16 protein-coding genes are annotated in these 15,265 nt (G+C 71.0%); 8 read left to right on the forward strand and 8 right to left on the reverse strand.

Features of this window, described 5'->3' with window-relative positions; all coding sequences use genetic code 11:
• Nucleotides 1-210: 210 nt before the first annotated feature.
• The 3 genes from ACIBM5_RS38475 to ACIBM5_RS38485 all read left to right on the forward strand — a co-directional run bounded on the left by ACIBM5_RS38475 (nucleotide 211) and on the right by ACIBM5_RS38485 (nucleotide 3,596).
• Nucleotides 211-858, forward strand: a complete 648-nt coding sequence (locus tag ACIBM5_RS38475) for an amino acid ABC transporter permease (RefSeq protein ID WP_391581609.1) — start codon at nucleotides 211-213, stop codon at nucleotides 856-858.
• A complete protein-coding gene (locus tag ACIBM5_RS38480; RefSeq protein ID WP_391581608.1) occupies nucleotides 855-1,736 on the forward strand; it encodes an amino acid ABC transporter permease in 882 nt (293 codons plus the stop codon). The genes ACIBM5_RS38475 and ACIBM5_RS38480 overlap by 4 nt, the downstream gene beginning before the upstream one ends.
• A gap of 150 nt (nucleotides 1,737-1,886) precedes the next feature.
• Nucleotides 1,887-3,596: an FAD-dependent monooxygenase gene (locus ACIBM5_RS38485; protein WP_396011373.1), complete on the forward strand. Its 1,710-nt coding sequence runs from the start codon at nucleotides 1,887-1,889 to the stop codon at nucleotides 3,594-3,596.
• Between the two features lie 84 nt (nucleotides 3,597-3,680).
• Here ACIBM5_RS38485 and ACIBM5_RS38490 read toward each other — a convergent pair whose 3' ends face one another.
• Complete coding sequence (locus tag ACIBM5_RS38490; protein WP_396011374.1) at nucleotides 3,681-4,895, reverse strand: hypothetical protein; 1,215 nt, start codon at nucleotides 4,893-4,895, stop codon at nucleotides 3,681-3,683.
• Nucleotides 4,896-5,066: 171 nt separating this feature from the next.
• On the opposite strand from ACIBM5_RS38490, the gene ACIBM5_RS38495 reads away from it, so the two are divergent.
• Entirely contained in the window at nucleotides 5,067-6,029 is a 963-nt protein-coding gene (locus ACIBM5_RS38495) for an alpha/beta hydrolase (RefSeq protein ID WP_391581604.1), read from the forward strand.
• A gap of 264 nt (nucleotides 6,030-6,293) precedes the next feature.
• Here the strand turns inward: ACIBM5_RS38495 and ACIBM5_RS38500 are convergent, their stop codons facing one another.
• From ACIBM5_RS38500 to ACIBM5_RS38520, 5 genes are all read right to left on the reverse strand, one after another.
• Nucleotides 6,294-6,671 (reverse strand): STAS domain-containing protein, encoded by a 378-nt coding sequence (locus tag ACIBM5_RS38500; protein WP_391581603.1) that lies wholly within the window; start codon nucleotides 6,669-6,671, stop codon nucleotides 6,294-6,296.
• A 133-nt stretch (nucleotides 6,672-6,804) separates the two neighbouring features.
• The gene (locus ACIBM5_RS38505; RefSeq protein ID WP_396011375.1) at nucleotides 6,805-8,172 is read right to left on the reverse strand and encodes an L-serine ammonia-lyase; all 1,368 of its coding nucleotides are present in this window, start codon (nucleotides 8,170-8,172) and stop codon (nucleotides 6,805-6,807) included.
• 149 nt (nucleotides 8,173-8,321) lie between these two features.
• On the reverse strand, nucleotides 8,322-9,257 hold the full coding sequence (locus ACIBM5_RS38510) for a RecX family transcriptional regulator (RefSeq protein WP_396011376.1): 936 nt from the start codon (nucleotides 9,255-9,257) through the stop codon (nucleotides 8,322-8,324).
• Nucleotides 9,258-9,261: 4 nt separating this feature from the next.
• The gene (gene recA / locus ACIBM5_RS38515; RefSeq protein WP_396011428.1) at nucleotides 9,262-10,296 is read right to left on the reverse strand and encodes a recombinase RecA; all 1,035 of its coding nucleotides are present in this window, start codon (nucleotides 10,294-10,296) and stop codon (nucleotides 9,262-9,264) included.
• A 206-nt stretch (nucleotides 10,297-10,502) separates the two neighbouring features.
• A complete protein-coding gene (locus tag ACIBM5_RS38520) occupies nucleotides 10,503-10,694 on the reverse strand; it encodes a hypothetical protein (protein WP_391581599.1) in 192 nt (63 codons plus the stop codon).
• Nucleotides 10,695-10,924: 230 nt separating this feature from the next.
• Between ACIBM5_RS38520 and ACIBM5_RS38525 the strand changes: the two genes are divergently transcribed.
• Nucleotides 10,925-11,533 (forward strand): NADPH-dependent FMN reductase, encoded by a 609-nt coding sequence (locus ACIBM5_RS38525; RefSeq protein WP_396011377.1) that lies wholly within the window; start codon nucleotides 10,925-10,927, stop codon nucleotides 11,531-11,533.
• Nucleotides 11,534-11,649: 116 nt separating this feature from the next.
• Here the strand turns inward: ACIBM5_RS38525 and npdG are convergent, their stop codons facing one another.
• Nucleotides 11,650-12,342 (reverse strand): NADPH-dependent F420 reductase, encoded by a 693-nt coding sequence (npdG, locus tag ACIBM5_RS38530; protein WP_396011378.1) that lies wholly within the window; start codon nucleotides 12,340-12,342, stop codon nucleotides 11,650-11,652.
• Between the two features lie 142 nt (nucleotides 12,343-12,484).
• Here npdG and ACIBM5_RS38535 point away from each other — a divergent pair, with 142 nt between their 5' ends.
• Together ACIBM5_RS38535 and ACIBM5_RS38540 are read left to right on the forward strand one after the other, a co-directional pair.
• A complete protein-coding gene (locus ACIBM5_RS38535; RefSeq protein WP_396011379.1) occupies nucleotides 12,485-13,045 on the forward strand; it encodes a DUF1508 domain-containing protein in 561 nt (186 codons plus the stop codon).
• A gap of 216 nt (nucleotides 13,046-13,261) precedes the next feature.
• Entirely contained in the window at nucleotides 13,262-13,954 is a 693-nt protein-coding gene (locus tag ACIBM5_RS38540) for an MgtC/SapB family protein (protein WP_396011429.1), read from the forward strand.
• A gap of 78 nt (nucleotides 13,955-14,032) precedes the next feature.
• On the opposite strand, the gene ACIBM5_RS38545 is transcribed toward ACIBM5_RS38540, so the two are convergent.
• On the reverse strand, nucleotides 14,033-14,251 hold the full coding sequence (locus tag ACIBM5_RS38545; RefSeq protein WP_391581595.1) for a hypothetical protein: 219 nt from the start codon (nucleotides 14,249-14,251) through the stop codon (nucleotides 14,033-14,035).
• Between the two features lie 99 nt (nucleotides 14,252-14,350).
• Here ACIBM5_RS38545 and map point away from each other — a divergent pair, with 99 nt between their 5' ends.
• Complete coding sequence (map, locus tag ACIBM5_RS38550) at nucleotides 14,351-15,199, forward strand: type I methionyl aminopeptidase (RefSeq protein ID WP_391581594.1); 849 nt, start codon at nucleotides 14,351-14,353, stop codon at nucleotides 15,197-15,199.
• Nucleotides 15,200-15,265: the final 66 nt, after the last annotated feature.

A 15,265-nucleotide genomic window follows, 5' to 3' on the forward strand; every position in this document is an offset into this window, starting at 1 on the left:
GGGCGCCCCCCCCGCCCACCGCGGCCCTGGCCCCCAACCTCCCCCCCGCCGCGGGGCCCCCGCCCCCCCCCCCCCCCGCCGCGGCGGCGCCCCGGCCCCCCGGGCCCCCCCCGGCGCTCGGCCCCTCCCGTCCCCGCCGCATGTGAGCAGGGGAACGGACTCTCGACCCACCCCTGAACCCACGATCACGGAGAGGAGGGCTCGATCACGATGCTCGAAGTGATCCAGGACAACTGGGATCTCTTGCAGGACGGCTTCGTCGGGACGCTCAAGCTGACCGTCGTCTGTGGGATCGCGTCGCTTCTGCTCGGCACGCTGATAGCCGCGTGTCGGGTCTCGCCGGTGCCGCCCCTGCGCTGGTTCGGCACCGCGTACGTCAATCTCTTCCGCAACACCCCCCTGACGCTGATCTTCTTCGCCGTCGCGCTCGGTTTCCCCAAGCTGCGGTTCAACTTCTCCTTCTTCCAGTTCGCGGTCATCGCGCTGAGCACGTACACCGCCGCCTTCATCTGCGAGGCGATCCGCTCGGGCATCAACACCGTCCCGATCGGCCAGGCCGAGGCCGCCCGCAGCCTGGGCATGTCCTTCACCCAGACGCTGGGCCAGATCGTGCTGCCGCAGGCCGGTCGGGCGGCGGTCCCGCCGATCGGCAGCCTGCTGATCGCGATGGTCCGCAACTCGGCCATCGCCAGCGCCTTCAACACCACCGAGCTCATGGGCACCAGCGCGACGATGATCGAGAACGGCTACAAGTCGTTGTGGGTCCTGGTGTGGATCGCGATCGGCTACCTGATCATCACCCTGACCATGAGCGCGCTCCTCGCCGCGCTGGAGAAGAAGCTGGCGGTGGTCCGATGAGCCGCGAAGCGAGCGTGCTGTTCGACGTCCCGGGCCCGAAGGCACGTCGGCGCAACCTGATCATCGGCGTGCTCGGCACCCTGGCCCTGGCCGCCTTCTTCGTCTTCGTGATCATGCGGTTCGAGGACACCGGTCAGTTCGAGTCGACCAAGTGGGACCCGTTCCAGTACACGGGCGTCCAGCAGTTCATCCTCGACGGCCTCAAGGCCACCTTGAAGGCGTTCGCGCTGGCCGCGGTGTTCTCGATCGTGCTCGGCGCCTTCCTGGCCGCCGGCCGGCTCTCCGATCACAAGATCGTGCGCTGGGCCTCGACCACGTTCGTGACCTTCTTCCGCGCGATGCCGCTGCTGGTGCTGATCTTCATGCTCTACCTCGTCCCGGGCAGCCAGGGCTGGTGGAAGTGGGATCCGATGTGGCCGCTGGTGGTCGGCCTGACCATCTACAACGGCACCGTGCAGGCGGAGAACATCCGCGCGGGCATCCTCGCCGTCCCCAAGGGGCAGAGCGAGGCGGCCTACGCGCTGGGCATGCGCAAGACCCAGGTGATGACGATGATCCTGGTCCCGCAGGGCATCCGCACCATGCTCCCGACGATCATCAGCCAGATCGTGGTGACCCTCAAGGACACCTCGCTCGGCTTCCTGATCACCTACCCGGAGCTGCTCGCGGCGGCCAAGCTGATCGGTGGTTACCAGGACTACCACATGCCGTTCATCCCGGTGACGATCATCGTCGGCTCGATCTACGTCGCGATGTGCATGATCCTGTCGGCCTTCGCCACGTGGCTGGAGCGCAGGCTGCGCACCTCGCGCAAGGGCAAGCCGCCGGCCGTCGAGCCGCAACCGGCCGTCCTGGCCCTGGACGGCGCCGGGGTCTGACTCGCCCGTCCCACCGCCCCACCCGCAGCACCGACGACCGACGCCCCGCGGTGAACGCCACCCGCGGGGCGTCGCTTTGTCGTGACGGGGTCCCGGTGCCGGATGATGGGCGACGAGTACGACACGTCTTGCAACACTTGGGGGGCCACGATGGCGGGCAATGCTCCGCGCGCGGACTCGGTGATCATCGCGGGCGCCGGGCCCGCCGGTTTGGCCGCCGCCCTGGCCCTGGCCGGGCGCGGGGTGCGTTCGGTGGTGGTGGACTCGGGCAACGGCACGCCGCGGGCCGGCTCGCGCGCGTGTGCGCTGGACGGCGCGACGCTGGCCTTCGTCTACGACCTGACCGGCACGCGCCTCGACGGCGCCGCCGAGCCGTGGGGCGTGCAGCGGATCCGCCGGCGCACCCGCGACGTACCGCAGCCGGTCGACGAGCCCGAGGCCCCGGTCCGCTACGGACTCTCCCAACAGCGCCTGGAACGCGCCCTGTTGGACGCCGTGCACGCCAGTCCGCTGGTGACCACCGCGTGGCGGCACCGGATCGAGGGAGTCGAACAGGACGAGACCTCGGTCACCCTGCTCGCCCGCGGCCCGGGCGGCCCGGTCAAGTGGCGCGCGCAGTGGCTGCTCGGCTGCGACGGGTCCCGCTCGGTGGTCCGGCGCGCGGTGAACGTGCGCTTTCCCGGCCGCCCGCGGGTGGACCGACTGTTGTGCGCGGACGTCAAGGTACGGCTGCCGCGCCGGATCACCGCGACGTCGCTGGTGCCCCCGGATCCCTCGCTGGCCGACGAGCCCCCGACCCCCGACACCGGCGGGCCGGCCACCCCGTGGCTGTTCGTGGACCCGCCGTTCCACAAGGGCGGCACCGTGCTCGCCCAGCCGCTGCCCGACGACGTGTGGCGACTGACCTGGCAGCTCCCGATGGCGCACGGAGTGGCCAAGGCCGCCGAGGAGACCCGGGTGATCCAGGTGACCGGCGACCTGGCCGACCCCAAGCGGGTCTCCGCCAAGGTGCGGTCGGTGCTGCGCACCCTGGACGCGCTCTCCCCCGACTCGGACTCGGCCGAGGATCCCGCGCACGACCTGTTGTGGAGCGGCGAGTACGAGGTGCACCAGCGACTCGCCCGCCGCTTCCGGGTCGGCCGGGTGCTGCTCGCCGGGGACGCCGCGCACCTGGTCCACCCGTCCGCCGCGGACGCGGTCGAACTCGGTCTCCAGGACGTCCGAAACCTGGCCTGGAAGCTGGCCTTCACACTGCGCGGCTACGCCCCGATCCGGCTCCTGGAGACCTACCACGGCGAGCGCCGGGGGGCGGCCCGGCGCCGGTTGGCGCTGGGCGAGGACGCGCTGCACTTCCTGGCGCCGGCGAGCCCGGCACAGAAGGTGGGCCGCCGGCTGACCCTGATGGGCGCACGCGGCAAGGGCACCACACTGCGCCGGCTGGACCCGCGCGGTCCGGCCGCGAGCACGTCCGGCCCCGACTACAACGGCTCGCCGCTGCTCACCCCCGGCCCCGGGGTCGGCGAGTGGATCCGGGACGTACCCGTGGTCCGCGCGGACGGCGCCGACGGGTGGCTGACCGAATGCCTGGACCGCGGGTTGGTCGTGCTGTTGATCGCCCCCGGCATAGAGGTGTGGCACGGCGACCGCTGGCGCGAGGCGGGCCTGATGCCCCGGCTGCGGGCCCGGCTGGACAAACTCGCCGCGCCGGCCGAGTTGGTGGTCACCCCCGAGTACCCCGGCGCCGGCGCGCACACGATCCTGCTGATCCGCCCGGACGGCTACATAGCGGCACACCTGCCCCCCGAGCACCTGGACATCCTCGAGGAGGCCATCGACCGCGCCCGCGGGGCGGGGCACTGACGAAGCGCCCGGAACCGCCTCGTCCTCGACCGCCCGGGTGGCCCGAAAATCGGCCCACCCGGGCGGTCGAGGACGAGGCGGACGTCAGATCCCGTAGTGCCAGGTGGTGAGCATGTACGCGCCGTACCACATGCCGAACAGGCACATCCCGCTCAGCACGAGCACCGCCGTACGCGTGCGCGCCCGCGCCAGCACCGTCGCCAGGGGGACGAAGAACAGCAGCGTGGGGATCATCAGCCGCAGCTTCGAGTGGTAGTAGTTGCTCTGGCACAGCGTCATCACCAGGATCGACAGGCCGTACACCGCCAGCGGCGGCCAGATCCGTCGGTTCAGCGCGACCAGCGAACCGATCACGGCCGCGATGATCAACACCGCCGTGCTGACCGCTATCCACTGGTCGCCGTTGCGCAGCGTGTCGGTCAGGAAGTGCCGGACCGCCTCGCCGTTGTCCCACCTGGTGCCCCAGCCGGCGTCCTGGATGGTGAACCAGGCATCGATCTCGCCGAGCCGGGTGCCCACCCACAGCAGGTAGAGCGGCATGCCCAGGCACGCGATCACACACGCCGCGATCGGGCGGTACACGAGCCGCCGGTGCTGCCACATCTCCAACAGCGCGGCCACCCCCAACGCGGCGATCGCCGCGATGCCCGCCGGCCGGGTGATGCTGGTCAGGCAGGCGAGCAGGCCCGCGGTCAGCCAGGCCCGTCGGTGCGCCGCCAGCAGCGTGCCCACCGCGAGCGCCAGGAACAGCGTCTCGCTGTAGGCCATCGAGAAGACCACGCCCATCGGCTGCGCGCCGCCCACGAGCACGGTCATCACGAGCGCCGCGCGCCGGTCGTACAGGCGCTTCATGAACACGTACAGCACACACAGTGCGGCGGCGGTGGCCAGGTGTCCGGCGATCAGGCCGGCCGTCTCGAAGTCGGTGCCGGTGAGGTAGTGCACGATCCGGACCAGGCCGGGATACAGCGGGAAGAACGCGAGCGTATTGCCGGTGAGGTCGCCCTCGGGAGTGTACGTGAAGCTGTCCGGGTAGCCGTGCGCGGCGACGTCCACATACCAGTGCGCGTCCCACTGCAGCAGCCGGTCACGCAGACTCGGGCCGCCCGGCGGGATCATCCACGAGAGCACCAGCAGTTGGAGCACCGCGGTACCGGCGTACACCGCCAGCGGCGGCCACAACAACCGGAAGCCGCGCTCCACGAACGACAGGGCCCCCGACGAGTGCTCGTCGGGGGCACCTCGGCCCGGGGTGGACGTCGGCGCGCCCGGTATCCGGGGCTCGTCGATGACGGTCAACACGTACTCCTCAGTGGGTTCCGTTTATTCAACGCCGGGGGCAACTGGCACGGTTGACGCCCTTCGCGCGCTTTCTGTGTGGTCTATGTCACGCGCTCGGAGTCTGACGCTCTGTCAACTCCGGGCGCGAAGTTCTACTGTGCTGCTTCGTAATCCGTTCGGAGGAGTCGCATGCCCGTCGCACCGCAGATCCAGCCGATCCTCGACGCTGTCGCCGCCGCGCCGCCCCTGTTGGCCGACCTGCCCTTGGCGGAGCGCCGTGCCGCGTCGAACAAAGCCCTGGAGTCGTCCATCCTCGCGTTCGCCGAGCCCGCGCCGGAAGATGTGACGACGCGGGATGTGAACATCACGGTGAAGGAGCCCGAGCCGGGCAAGATCACCGCCCGCGTGTACACGCCGGCCGGACCCGCTCCCAAGGGCGGTCGCCCAGGCTACGTGTACCTGCACGACGGCGCGTGGTGGCTCGGCGCGGTGGACCGGTTCGACGGTCACTGCGCGCACATGGCCGCCGAGAGCGGCGCCGTGGTGATCTCGGTCGAGTATCGCCTGGCGCCCGAGCTCAAGTTCCCGTGGCCCCTGGAGGACGCGTACGCCGCGTGGATCTGGGTGCAGGAGCGCGCCTTCCAGCTGGGCATCAACGCGGACAAGGTGGCCATCGGCGGCACGGGCGCCGGCGGCAACCTGGCCGCGGCCTGCTCGATCATGCTGCGTGACCGCCGCCAGCCGACCCCGCTGGCCCAGGTGCTGGACGCTCCGATCCTGGACCTGACCCTCTCCCGGCCGTCCGTGTCGGAGAACGGCGAGGGCTACCTGCTCACCCGCGAGGCGCTGGAGGAGGCCGTCCAGCTGTACCTGACCAGCCCGCGCAGCGAGCGCACCGATCCGCTCGCGTCGCCGCTGCACGCCGAGGACCTCGCCGGGCTGCCCGCCGCGCTGGTGCTCACCGGCGAGTACGACCCGCTGCGCGACGAGGGCGAGGCGTACGCGAAGCAGTTGGAGGCGGCCGGCGTCCCGGTCGAGGCCAAGCGCTGGGACGGCTTCGTACACGGCGCGGGCGAACTCACCGCGCTGCTGCCCGAGGCCCGCGAGTATCGCTCGACCATGGCGCGGTTCCTCAAGCGCACGTTGGTCTGACCGGGGCGCGGGGCCGCCTCACTCCGCCCCGCGTCACCTCGCCCGCATCGCCGCCGGACATGCGGCGGCCGTCCCGTCGGGCTTGCGCTCGGCGGGACGGCCACAGGTCCACGGCCTTCGGGCGACAGCAGAAACATCCGGCGCGCGAACGTTCCAAGTGTGGCGTGCATGATCGAATCCGGCCACCCCTGCGCCGGATTTTGATCATGATTCTTGGTGTTTTTGATCAGGCCCAGTGCTCCTGGTCCTGTCCGCCGGACCTGCCTAGTCGAGCCCGGCCGGGCTGTCCTGCGCGGCCAGCGCCTCCTGCACGGTGTCGTGCACGGCCACCATCAGGGTGAAGCCGGTCAGCCGCAGCACCCGCGCGACCGCCCGGGTCGGCGCGATCAGCTGCAGGGAACCGCCGGCCTCGCGGGCCCGCCGCTCGGCCCGGACCAGGATCCGCAGGCCGAAGGAGTCGATGAAGCCGACCGAGGACAGATCCAGCAGCAGCCGGTTCAGGCCGGCCGAGACCTGTCGGCTCAGCGCATCGTCCAGAATCGGACCGCTGTCCATGTCGATCTCGCCGTGCACGGTCACCAACGTATGACCGGCTCCGACCGCCGACACCTGCACCAGGAGGGGACCGCTCTCGTCGTTCACGGGCGCATGCCTACCCTTCGATTCCGGGAGCACACCTCACGTGTCCCGCCCAGAACATCAACGCGCCGCCGGCACGTGCGTCACCGACGTCGGTGAGTGCGCACCATCCGCCGCGCATCCCGGCGGGCGGCGCTCAGCACTCGATGATGTTGACCGCGAGGCCGCCCCGGGCGGTCTCCTTGTACTTGGTCTTCATGTCCGCGCCGGTCTCCTTCATGGTCTTGATGACCTTGTCCAGCGAGACGTGGTGCCGACCGTCGCCGCGCAGGGCCATCCGGGCGGCGGTGACCGCCTTGACGCCGGCCATGCCGTTGCGCTCGATGCACGGGATCTGCACCAGGCCGCCGACCGGGTCGCAGGTGAGCCCGAGGTTGTGCTCCATACCGATCTCGGCGGCGTTCTCCACCTGTTCCGGGGTTCCGCCCAGCACCTCCGCCAGGCCGCCGGCGGCCATCGCGCAGGCCGAACCCACCTCGCCCTGGCAGCCGACCTCGGCACCGGAGATCGACGCGTTCTCCTTGAACAACATGCCGATCGCGCCTGCGGCGAGCAGGAAGCGCACGATGCCGTCCTCGTCCGCGCCCGGGACGGTGGCCACGTAGTGGTGCAGGACGGCCGGGATGATGCCGGCGGCGCCGTTGGTGGGCGCGGTGACCACCCGACCGCCGGCGGCGTTCTCCTCGTTGACCGCCATCGCCCACAGGGTGACCCACTCCATCGCGTGCGTGGGTCGGTCTCCCTCGGCGCGCAGCGTACGGGCGGTCCGTGAGGCGCGGCGGCGCACCTTGAGCCCACCGGGCAGGATGCCCTCGGTGGCCAGGCCGCGCTCCACGCACGCGCGCATCACCTGCCAGATCTCCAGCAGTTCGGCGCGGATCTCCGGCTCGGTGCGCCACGCCTTCTCGTTCTCCAGCATCAGCGCGGACACCGACAGGCCGGTCTCCCGGGTCAGCCGCAACAACTCGTCGCCGGTGCGGAACGGGTGGCGCAGCACGGTGTCGTCGGGCTTGACCCGATCCGCCCCCACCGCGTCCTCGTCCACCACGAAGCCGCCGCCGACCGAGTAGTAGGTCTTGGTGAGCAGCTCGGTGCCGTCCTCGTCGCGCGCCCACGCGGTCATCCCGTTGGCGTGGTACGGCAGCGACTTGCGACGGTGCAGCACCAGGTCCCGGTCGCCGTCGAAGGCGATGTCCTGCACACCGAGCAGTCGCAACATCCCCGACTCGCGGATGCGCGCCAGTTCCGGCTCGACCTCCTCCGGGTCGACGGTGCGTGGCGAGTAGCCCTCCAGGCCGAGCAGCACCGCGCGCGGCGTGCCGTGTCCGTGGCCGGTCGCGCCCAGGGAGCCGTACAGCTCGACCCGGACGGAGGCGACCCGGTCCAGGACGCCCTCGCTCTTGAGGCGCTGCGCGAACATCCGCGCGGCGCGCATGGGACCCACCGTGTGGGAGCTCGACGGGCCGATCCCGATCGAGAACATGTCGAACACACTGATCGCCAAGGCGGATGGCCCTTCAAGCGGACGGCTGGGACGTGGACGCGCCGAGGGACGCGCTTGTGGCGGCCCGACGGCTCGGACAACCCTCCCAGGCTAGGCCCTGTCCGGCGGATCCTGGGACGGTCACCCCGGACCGGTCGCGAGCACCCGGCTCAGACCGGTCCGTCCCAGGCTCGCCACGGGGTCTCGTCCGCGTCGCCGGCCTCGTCGGCCGCGGCCTCGTCGTCCAGTGCGTCCCGGACCACGCGAACGGCCAGCCCCTCGCCGTATCCCTTGCGCGCGAGCATGCCCGCCAACCTGCGGATGCGCTTGTCCCGGTCCAGGCCGCGCGTGCCCGGCAACCGGCGGGCCACCAGGGCCCGAGCCGTCTCCAGCTCCTGTTCGGGGTCGAGTCGGGCGACCGCCTCGTCCACCACGACCGCGTCCACACCGCGTTGGCGCAGCTCCCGGGCCAGCGCGCGACGGGCCAGCCCCTTGCCGGTATGTCTGGTGTCGACCCACGCGCCCGCGAAGGCGGTGTCGTCGATGAGTCCCACGTCGGTGAATCGGCCCAGTACGTATTCCGCCACCTCGTCGGGCACCTCCCGGCGGCGCAGCGCGTCCGCCAGTTGGGCCCGGGTGCGCGCGCGCCCGGTCAACAGGCGCAGGCAGATCGCGCGCGCGGTGGCCTCCGGATCGGCGAGCGGTTCGGGAGCCGTGTCGGCGCCCTCGATGCCCTCGTCGTCCGTGTCCCGGCGGGCCCGGCCCCGAGTCCCGGCCCGCTCGCGCCGGTCCCGTTTGGCCCGACCACCTTCGGACCGCCGACCGGCGGCCCGCTCACGCGCTTCGTGGACGTCGGCCCCCGAGCCGTCGTCCCTCGCCTCCCGGTCGCCCGCTTCGCGCTCCTGCGCGTCGCGTCGCGTCGGGCCGGATCGGCCTGCGGTGCGGCGCCGGGCACCGCCGCGCTCGGCCCGATCGCCCGTCGCGGTTCGTGCCGCGACCGCCTCCAGCGCGGCCCGCAGTTCGGCGGGGTCGACCGGCGGGGAGACGGGTCCGGCCTCGGATCCGTCCCCCCACGTGTTCGACCACTCGCCGGCAGGGCGACCCACGAGCTCAGCCCTCCTCGGGTTCCGCTTCCGCCGGCACGTCGACCCGCGGGCCGACCCCGAGCTTCTCCTTGATCTTCTTCTCGATCTCGTCGGAGAGGTCGGGGTTGTCCTTGAGGAACTTCCGCGCGTTCTCCTTGCCCTGACCGAGCTGGTCGCCCTCGTACGTGTACCAGGCGCCGGACTTGCGCACGAAGCCGTGCTCGACGCCCATGTCGATCAGGCCGCCCTCGCGGCTGATCCCGATGCCGTAGAGGATGTCGAACTCGGCCTGCTTGAACGGCGAGGCCAGCTTGTTCTTGACCACCTTGACCCGGGTGCGGTTGCCGACCGCCTCGGTGCCGTCCTTGAGCGTCTCGATCCGCCGGATGTCCAGACGCACGGAGGCGTAGAACTTCAGCGCCCGACCACCGGTCGTGGTCTCCGGCGAGCCGAACATCACGCCGATCTTCTCGCGCAGCTGGTTGATGAACAGCGCGGTGGTGTTCGTCTGGTTGAGCGCACCGGTGATCTTGCGGAGCGCCTGGCTCATCAGTCGGGCCTGGAGGCCGACGTGCGAGTCGCCCATCTCGCCCTCGATCTCCGCACGCGGCACGAGCGCCGCCACCGAGTCGATGACGATGATGTCGACCGCGCCCGAGCGGGTCAGCATGTCGACGATCTCCAGCGCCTGCTCGCCGGTGTCCGGCTGCGAGACCAGCAGGGCGTCGGTGTCGACGCCGAGCTTCTTCGCGTAGTCGGGGTCGAGCGCGTGCTCGGCGTCGACGATCGCCGCGATGCCGCCGGCCCGCTGCACACTCGCGATCGCGTGCAGCGCGAGGCTCGTCTTGCCGGAGCCTTCCGGGCCGTAGACCTCCACGACGCGACCGCGTGGGAGGCCACCGATGCCCAGTGCCACGTCGAGCGCGATCGCGCCGGTGGGAATGACCTCGATCGGTGCACGCGCCTCGTCGCCGAGACGCATCACCGAACCCTTCCCGAACTGTCGTTCAATTTGGGCGAGGGCGTTCTCCAACGCCTTCTCGCGATCCTGTCCTGCCATGCCTGCCGCCTTGCCGGTCTGTGGTGTTCGCTTCACACCTTGAACGCTAACCCGTCGCACCGACACCGAGGCACGACCGGCGCACGCCTGTGGACAACGTCGGGTGGAAGCGTAGCCCGAACCTTTGTTCGAATTCGATGACGACACGCCACCGATCGGCGGCATCCACCCATACGGGTGACGCCCGGCGGGCGGTGAAAACGGGCTCAGGCGCGCGCGGCGAGCTCACGCGAACGGCGGATACGGTGCCGGCGCAGGTAGTAGAAAGCGATGTTGCCGTCCAGCGCGGCAAGCAACACGAACGGGACGCCGAGCCAGCTTCCGCCGACGAAGGCCACCACGGCGGCGGCGAGCGCCAGGACGCACACGATCACGGCGAGAACGACGATGCGGGGCATGACGGGGGGCTCCAGACGGGTGCGAACGGGGGACGGCCGCGGGCGATGCGGGCGCGGCGCGGCTCCATTGTCGCCCCCGCCGACCCGGCTCCCGGCACCGGCCGCAGGCGGCCCGGGGCGCCGATTTCGTCCGCGGATCCGAGGGGAAGTTGAATCCACAACAAGCGCGCGATATATTGTTAAACGTTCAACAACCTGCTTCGCCCCGTCTCGCCATCCACGGAGGACCCATGTCCCGCATCCTCGCCATCTCCGGCTCGCTGCGCGCCGCGTCGTTCAACACCGCGCTCCTGAACGCCCTCCAGCCGTTCGCGCCCGAGGGCATGCAGATCGAGGTGTACAAGGGTCTGGACGAGCTCCCGCACTTCAACCAGGACCTGGAGGCCAACCCGCCGGCGTCCGTGGTGCGCCTGCGCGAGGCGATCGCCGAGGCGGACGGCCTGATCATCGCCACCCCCGAGTACAACCGCAGCCTGCCGGGCGTGCTCAAGAACGCGCTGGACTGGGCCTCGCGCCCGTACGCCCAGGGCGTGCTGGCCGGCAAGTCGATCGTCGCGATCTCCGCCTCGCCGGGCGTCCAGGGCGGCATCCGCGCGCTGATCCAGCTCAAGACCCTGCTCCGGGACCTGAACAACTTCGTCGTCTCCGGCCCGGAGATCTCCGTCCCCGAGGTGCACACCCGGCTCGGCGTCGAGGCCGACGTGCAGCACGTGCTCACCGACCCGGCCACCGCCGGCATGGTCACCCACGTACTGGCCGGCCTGCAGGACGCGATCGACAACAACGCCGGCGAGCTGGTCGCCCGCCCGCTGGGCACCTGGGCCGCGTCGCTGGCCTGACACCGGGGCGATCCCCGCACACGGCAGGACGGCACGAGGCCCGGCGCGTCATCGGATGCGCCGGGCCTCGTGCCGTCCGGGTACTCGCGTGCGGCGTGGCCCGCACCCGAGCGGGCTCACACGTCGGTGATGCGCAGTCCGGCGTGTGCCTTGTACCGGCGGTTGGTCGAGATCAGGTTGGCGGTGAGCCCCTCCACCTGACGCGCGTTGCGCAGTCGACCGGCGTACACCCCACGCATCCCGGGGATCCGCGACGCGAGCGCCTGTACGGCGTCGGTGGCGTCGCGCTTGTCGCCGAGCACCATGATGTCGGTGTCCAGGGATTCCACGTTCGGGTCGAGCAGCAGCACCGCGGAGACGTGGTGGAAGGCGGCGGTGACGGCCGAGTCGGTGAGTACGGCGGCGGCCTGCTGCGCGGCACTGCCCTCCTCGACGTCGAGCACGAACGCGCCCTGCTTGTCGAAGCCCATCGGGTTCACGCAGTCGACGACGATCTTGCCCGCCAACTCGCCCTTGAGGGCGACGAGCAGGTCGCGGTGCCCCTCCCAGGGCACGGCGACGATCACGATGTCGCTCTCCGCCGCGCAGGTGGCGTTGTCCGCGCCGCGGACACCGGCACCGAGCTCCGCCGCGGCGGAGCCGGCCCGTTCGGCGCTGCGCGAGCCGATGATCACTTTCTGGCCGGCGACGGCCAGGCGGTACGCGAGACCGCGGCCCTGCTCGCCGGTGCCGCCGAGGACGCCCACGACCAGGTGGTCGATGTTCGGCAGGTCACGCGGGTCGCGCTTGGGGGACGAGGGGGTTGTCATGGCGTGATCCTGCCGGCCGGAACCGCAGAGAACACGGGGTCGGCACCCGGATGCAGTCGAGGTCACAGTGGTTTTCGGCTGAGCGGGTCGATTCACTCCGAAATAGCACTTATATATGACAACCGGGACAAACCGTGTTTCCGTGGAGGAGAAAACTTTCTCTTCGCTCTCCAAGGAGACGCAAGTGCCGGCCAAATTCATTGTGACCAAGGGACGCTCCGGCAAGTTCGGCTTCGTCCTGGCAGCTTCCAACGGTTCGACGATCATCAAGTCGTCGCCTTATGACACCAAGCGCGAGGCGCTTACCGCACTGCGCTACATCCAGCGCAACGGCGACACCGAGACGGTCGACGACCGCACGGTCGACGCCGCCATGCCGCGGACTCAGGCCCCGAAGTCCGGTGCCACGCAACGGCGGACCCCGACCGCCCGGACCGTCGCACGGCGCGGCGGCGCGACGCGCAAGAGCAGCACGGCGCGCAAGAGTTCACCCGCGAAGTCGACCACCGCAAAGGCGTCGCCCCGAAAGGCGCAATCGCGAAAGGTCGCCTCCAGGCCTTCGGCCACCCGAATGGCGGTATCCCGGCCGGCCGTCTCGCGCACCCGAAGGGCGGCAACAAAGCCGACCGTCTCGCGCACCCGAAAGGCCGTATCCAGGACGACCGGTTCGCGAAAGCGAATCCCGGCCCGCTCGCGCGCCTGACCCTCGCCCGCCCCTCCCTCGACCGGTTTCCGAACCGGCGCGCGTGACCACTGCTCCGAATGGAGTCGTAGCGTGCCGGGAAGGCAAGTCGGTCGAGCAGCCCCGGGACCACGGTCCCGGGGCGGAGGAGGTGGGCGCGTGGATGCCGGCACGACCCTGGCGGGCTGGTCGCAGGGGATCGCGCAGAGTCAGGGGTGGACCCAGTTCTCCGAACTGATGTTGTCCTTCGTGCTCTCCAGCGTGATCGGCGTCGAGCGCGAGGTCCGACAGAAGAGCGCGGGACTGCGCACGCACGCACTGGTCGGCGTCGGCACCACGCTGTTCATGGAGATCTCCAAGTACGGCTTCGCCGACGTGCTGCCCGCCGGCCACGTCGGCTGGGACCCGTCCCGGATCGCCGCGCAGGTGGTCTCCGGCATCGGCTTCATCGGCGGCGGCCTGATCTTCGTCCGCCGCGACACGGTGCGCGGCCTGACCACCGCCGCCGTCGTCTGGTTGACCTGTGCGATCGGCATGGCCTGCGGCGCGGGCCTGCCCTATCTCGCGATCGGCGTCACCACGCTGCACTTCGTGGTCGTGTACGGCTATCCGCCGATCATCCGCAGGATCGGCGGGGTCCGGGCTCGCGCCGCCGAGATCCGGATCACCTATCTGCCCGGACACGGCGTGCTCTCCGCGGTCCTGGTCGCCTGTACCGGCGCCGGGTTCACCGTGGTGGACGTGTCCGTGCACAATCGCGACGAGCGCGCGGAGGACCCCGGCGAGACCCCGCCCGGCGAGCCCCGGGCCGCGGCGGTGGTCCTGCTCGTGGAGGGCCCGGCCGACCCCACCGATCTGGTCTCCGGCCTGTCCGAGCTGCCCGGCGTGCTCACCGTGGGCGGCGGCCGGGTCCCCGAACCCGCCGAGTGACCCGACCGCCGCATGCCGCGCTCGTCCCGTGCCACCTCGCCGAGCGGCGACCGCCCACGGATCGGTGGCGCCGTTCGCTCAGCGGCGCCCGGGGTCGTTCCAGTTGGGGTCGTTCTCCCAGGCCTGGTTGCGGGTCTTCGCGGTCTCCAGCGCGTTCGCCGCCTCCCGGCGGGTCGAGTACGGCCCGAGCCGGTCGCGCGCCGGGCAGTCCGGACCCTCTTCGACCGTGCCGTGCCTGATGCAGTAGTACCACTCGCCGGCGCGCCCCTCGGGCTTGCGCCACAGTCTGAACTTCACGGCCCGTCCTCCACCCACTCGATCCCTGTTCGGCACGACGCGTCGTATCGGTCGTATCGATCGCCGCCCCGGTCGCGGCGCCGGCTACACTCGCTGGTTATGGCGATTCTCGTACCCGGTAAGGCGACCCCCATCCGCTCCGTTCCCGCCGACATCCCGCGGCCGGAGTATGTCGGGAAGCCCGCGCCGACCCCGTACACCGGGCCCGAGGTGCAGGACGCCGAGACGATCGAGCGGATGCGCGTCGCCGGTCGGATCGCGGCGGGCGCGATGGAGGCCGCCGCCGCGCACATCGCACCCGGAGTGACCACCGACGAGTTGGACCGGGTCGCCCACGAGTACGTGCTCGATCACCACGCCTACCCGTCCTGCCTGGGCTACCGGGGCTTCCCGAAGACCATCTGCACCTCGATCAACGAGGTGATCTGCCACGGCATCCCGGACACCACGCGCCTGAACGACGGCGACATCGTCAACATCGACGTGACCGTGTTCATCGGCGGCGTGCACGGCGACACCGACGCGACCTACCCGGTCGGCGACGTGGACGAGGAGTCGAGGCTGCTCGTCGAGCGCACCCGCGAGGCGCTGAACCGGGGCATCAAGGCGGTCAAGCCGGGTCGGCAGATCAACGTGATCGGCCGGGTCATCGAGTCCTACGCGAAGCGCTTCGGCTACGGCGTGGTCCGCGACTTCACCGGCCACGGCATCAACAGCTCGTTCCACTCCGGCCTGATCATCCCGCACTACGACGACGAGCGGGCGACCACCGTGATGGAGCCCGGGATGACCTTCACCATCGAGCCGATGCTCACCCTGGGCACCTACGACTACGACATGTGGGACGACGGCTGGACCGTGGTCACCAAGGACCGCAGGCGCACCGCGCAGTTCGAACACACCCTGGTCGTCACCGACACCGGGGCCGAGGTGCTGACCGTCGTGTAGTCCGTCCCGGCGTCGTGCGGTCCGTACCGGGCGGGCGCGGTGCCGCGCGGGGTGCGGGCAGTAAGG

This window comes from Embleya sp. NPDC050493 (genome assembly GCF_044458105.1).
In the GTDB taxonomy this organism is placed as follows: Bacteria; Actinomycetota; Actinomycetes; order Streptomycetales; family Streptomycetaceae; genus Embleya.

What these genes read in the sequence shown, in the direction of transcription:
- ACIBM5_RS38475 (WP_391581609.1), top strand. Translation starts at nt 211, where the DNA reads ATGCTCGAAGTGATCCAGGACAACTGGGATCTCTTGCAGGACGGCTTC.
- ACIBM5_RS38480 (WP_391581608.1), top strand. Translation starts at nt 855, where the DNA reads ATGAGCCGCGAAGCGAGCGTGCTGTTCGACGTCCCGGGCCCGAAGGCA.
- ACIBM5_RS38485 (WP_396011373.1), top strand. Translation starts at nt 1,887, where the DNA reads ATGGCGGGCAATGCTCCGCGCGCGGACTCGGTGATCATCGCGGGCGCC.
- ACIBM5_RS38495 (WP_391581604.1), top strand. Translation starts at nt 5,067, where the DNA reads ATGCCCGTCGCACCGCAGATCCAGCCGATCCTCGACGCTGTCGCCGCC.
- recA (WP_396011428.1), bottom strand. Translation starts at nt 10,296, where the DNA reads ATGGCAGGACAGGATCGCGAGAAGGCGTTGGAGAACGCCCTCGCCCAA.
- ACIBM5_RS38520 (WP_391581599.1), bottom strand. Translation starts at nt 10,694, where the DNA reads ATGCCCCGCATCGTCGTTCTCGCCGTGATCGTGTGCGTCCTGGCGCTC.
- ACIBM5_RS38525 (WP_396011377.1), top strand. Translation starts at nt 10,925, where the DNA reads ATGTCCCGCATCCTCGCCATCTCCGGCTCGCTGCGCGCCGCGTCGTTC.
- npdG (WP_396011378.1), bottom strand. Translation starts at nt 12,342, where the DNA reads ATGACAACCCCCTCGTCCCCCAAGCGCGACCCGCGTGACCTGCCGAAC.
- ACIBM5_RS38540 (WP_396011429.1), top strand. Translation starts at nt 13,262, where the DNA reads ATGTTGTCCTTCGTGCTCTCCAGCGTGATCGGCGTCGAGCGCGAGGTC.
- map (WP_391581594.1), top strand. Translation starts at nt 14,351, where the DNA reads ATGGCGATTCTCGTACCCGGTAAGGCGACCCCCATCCGCTCCGTTCCC.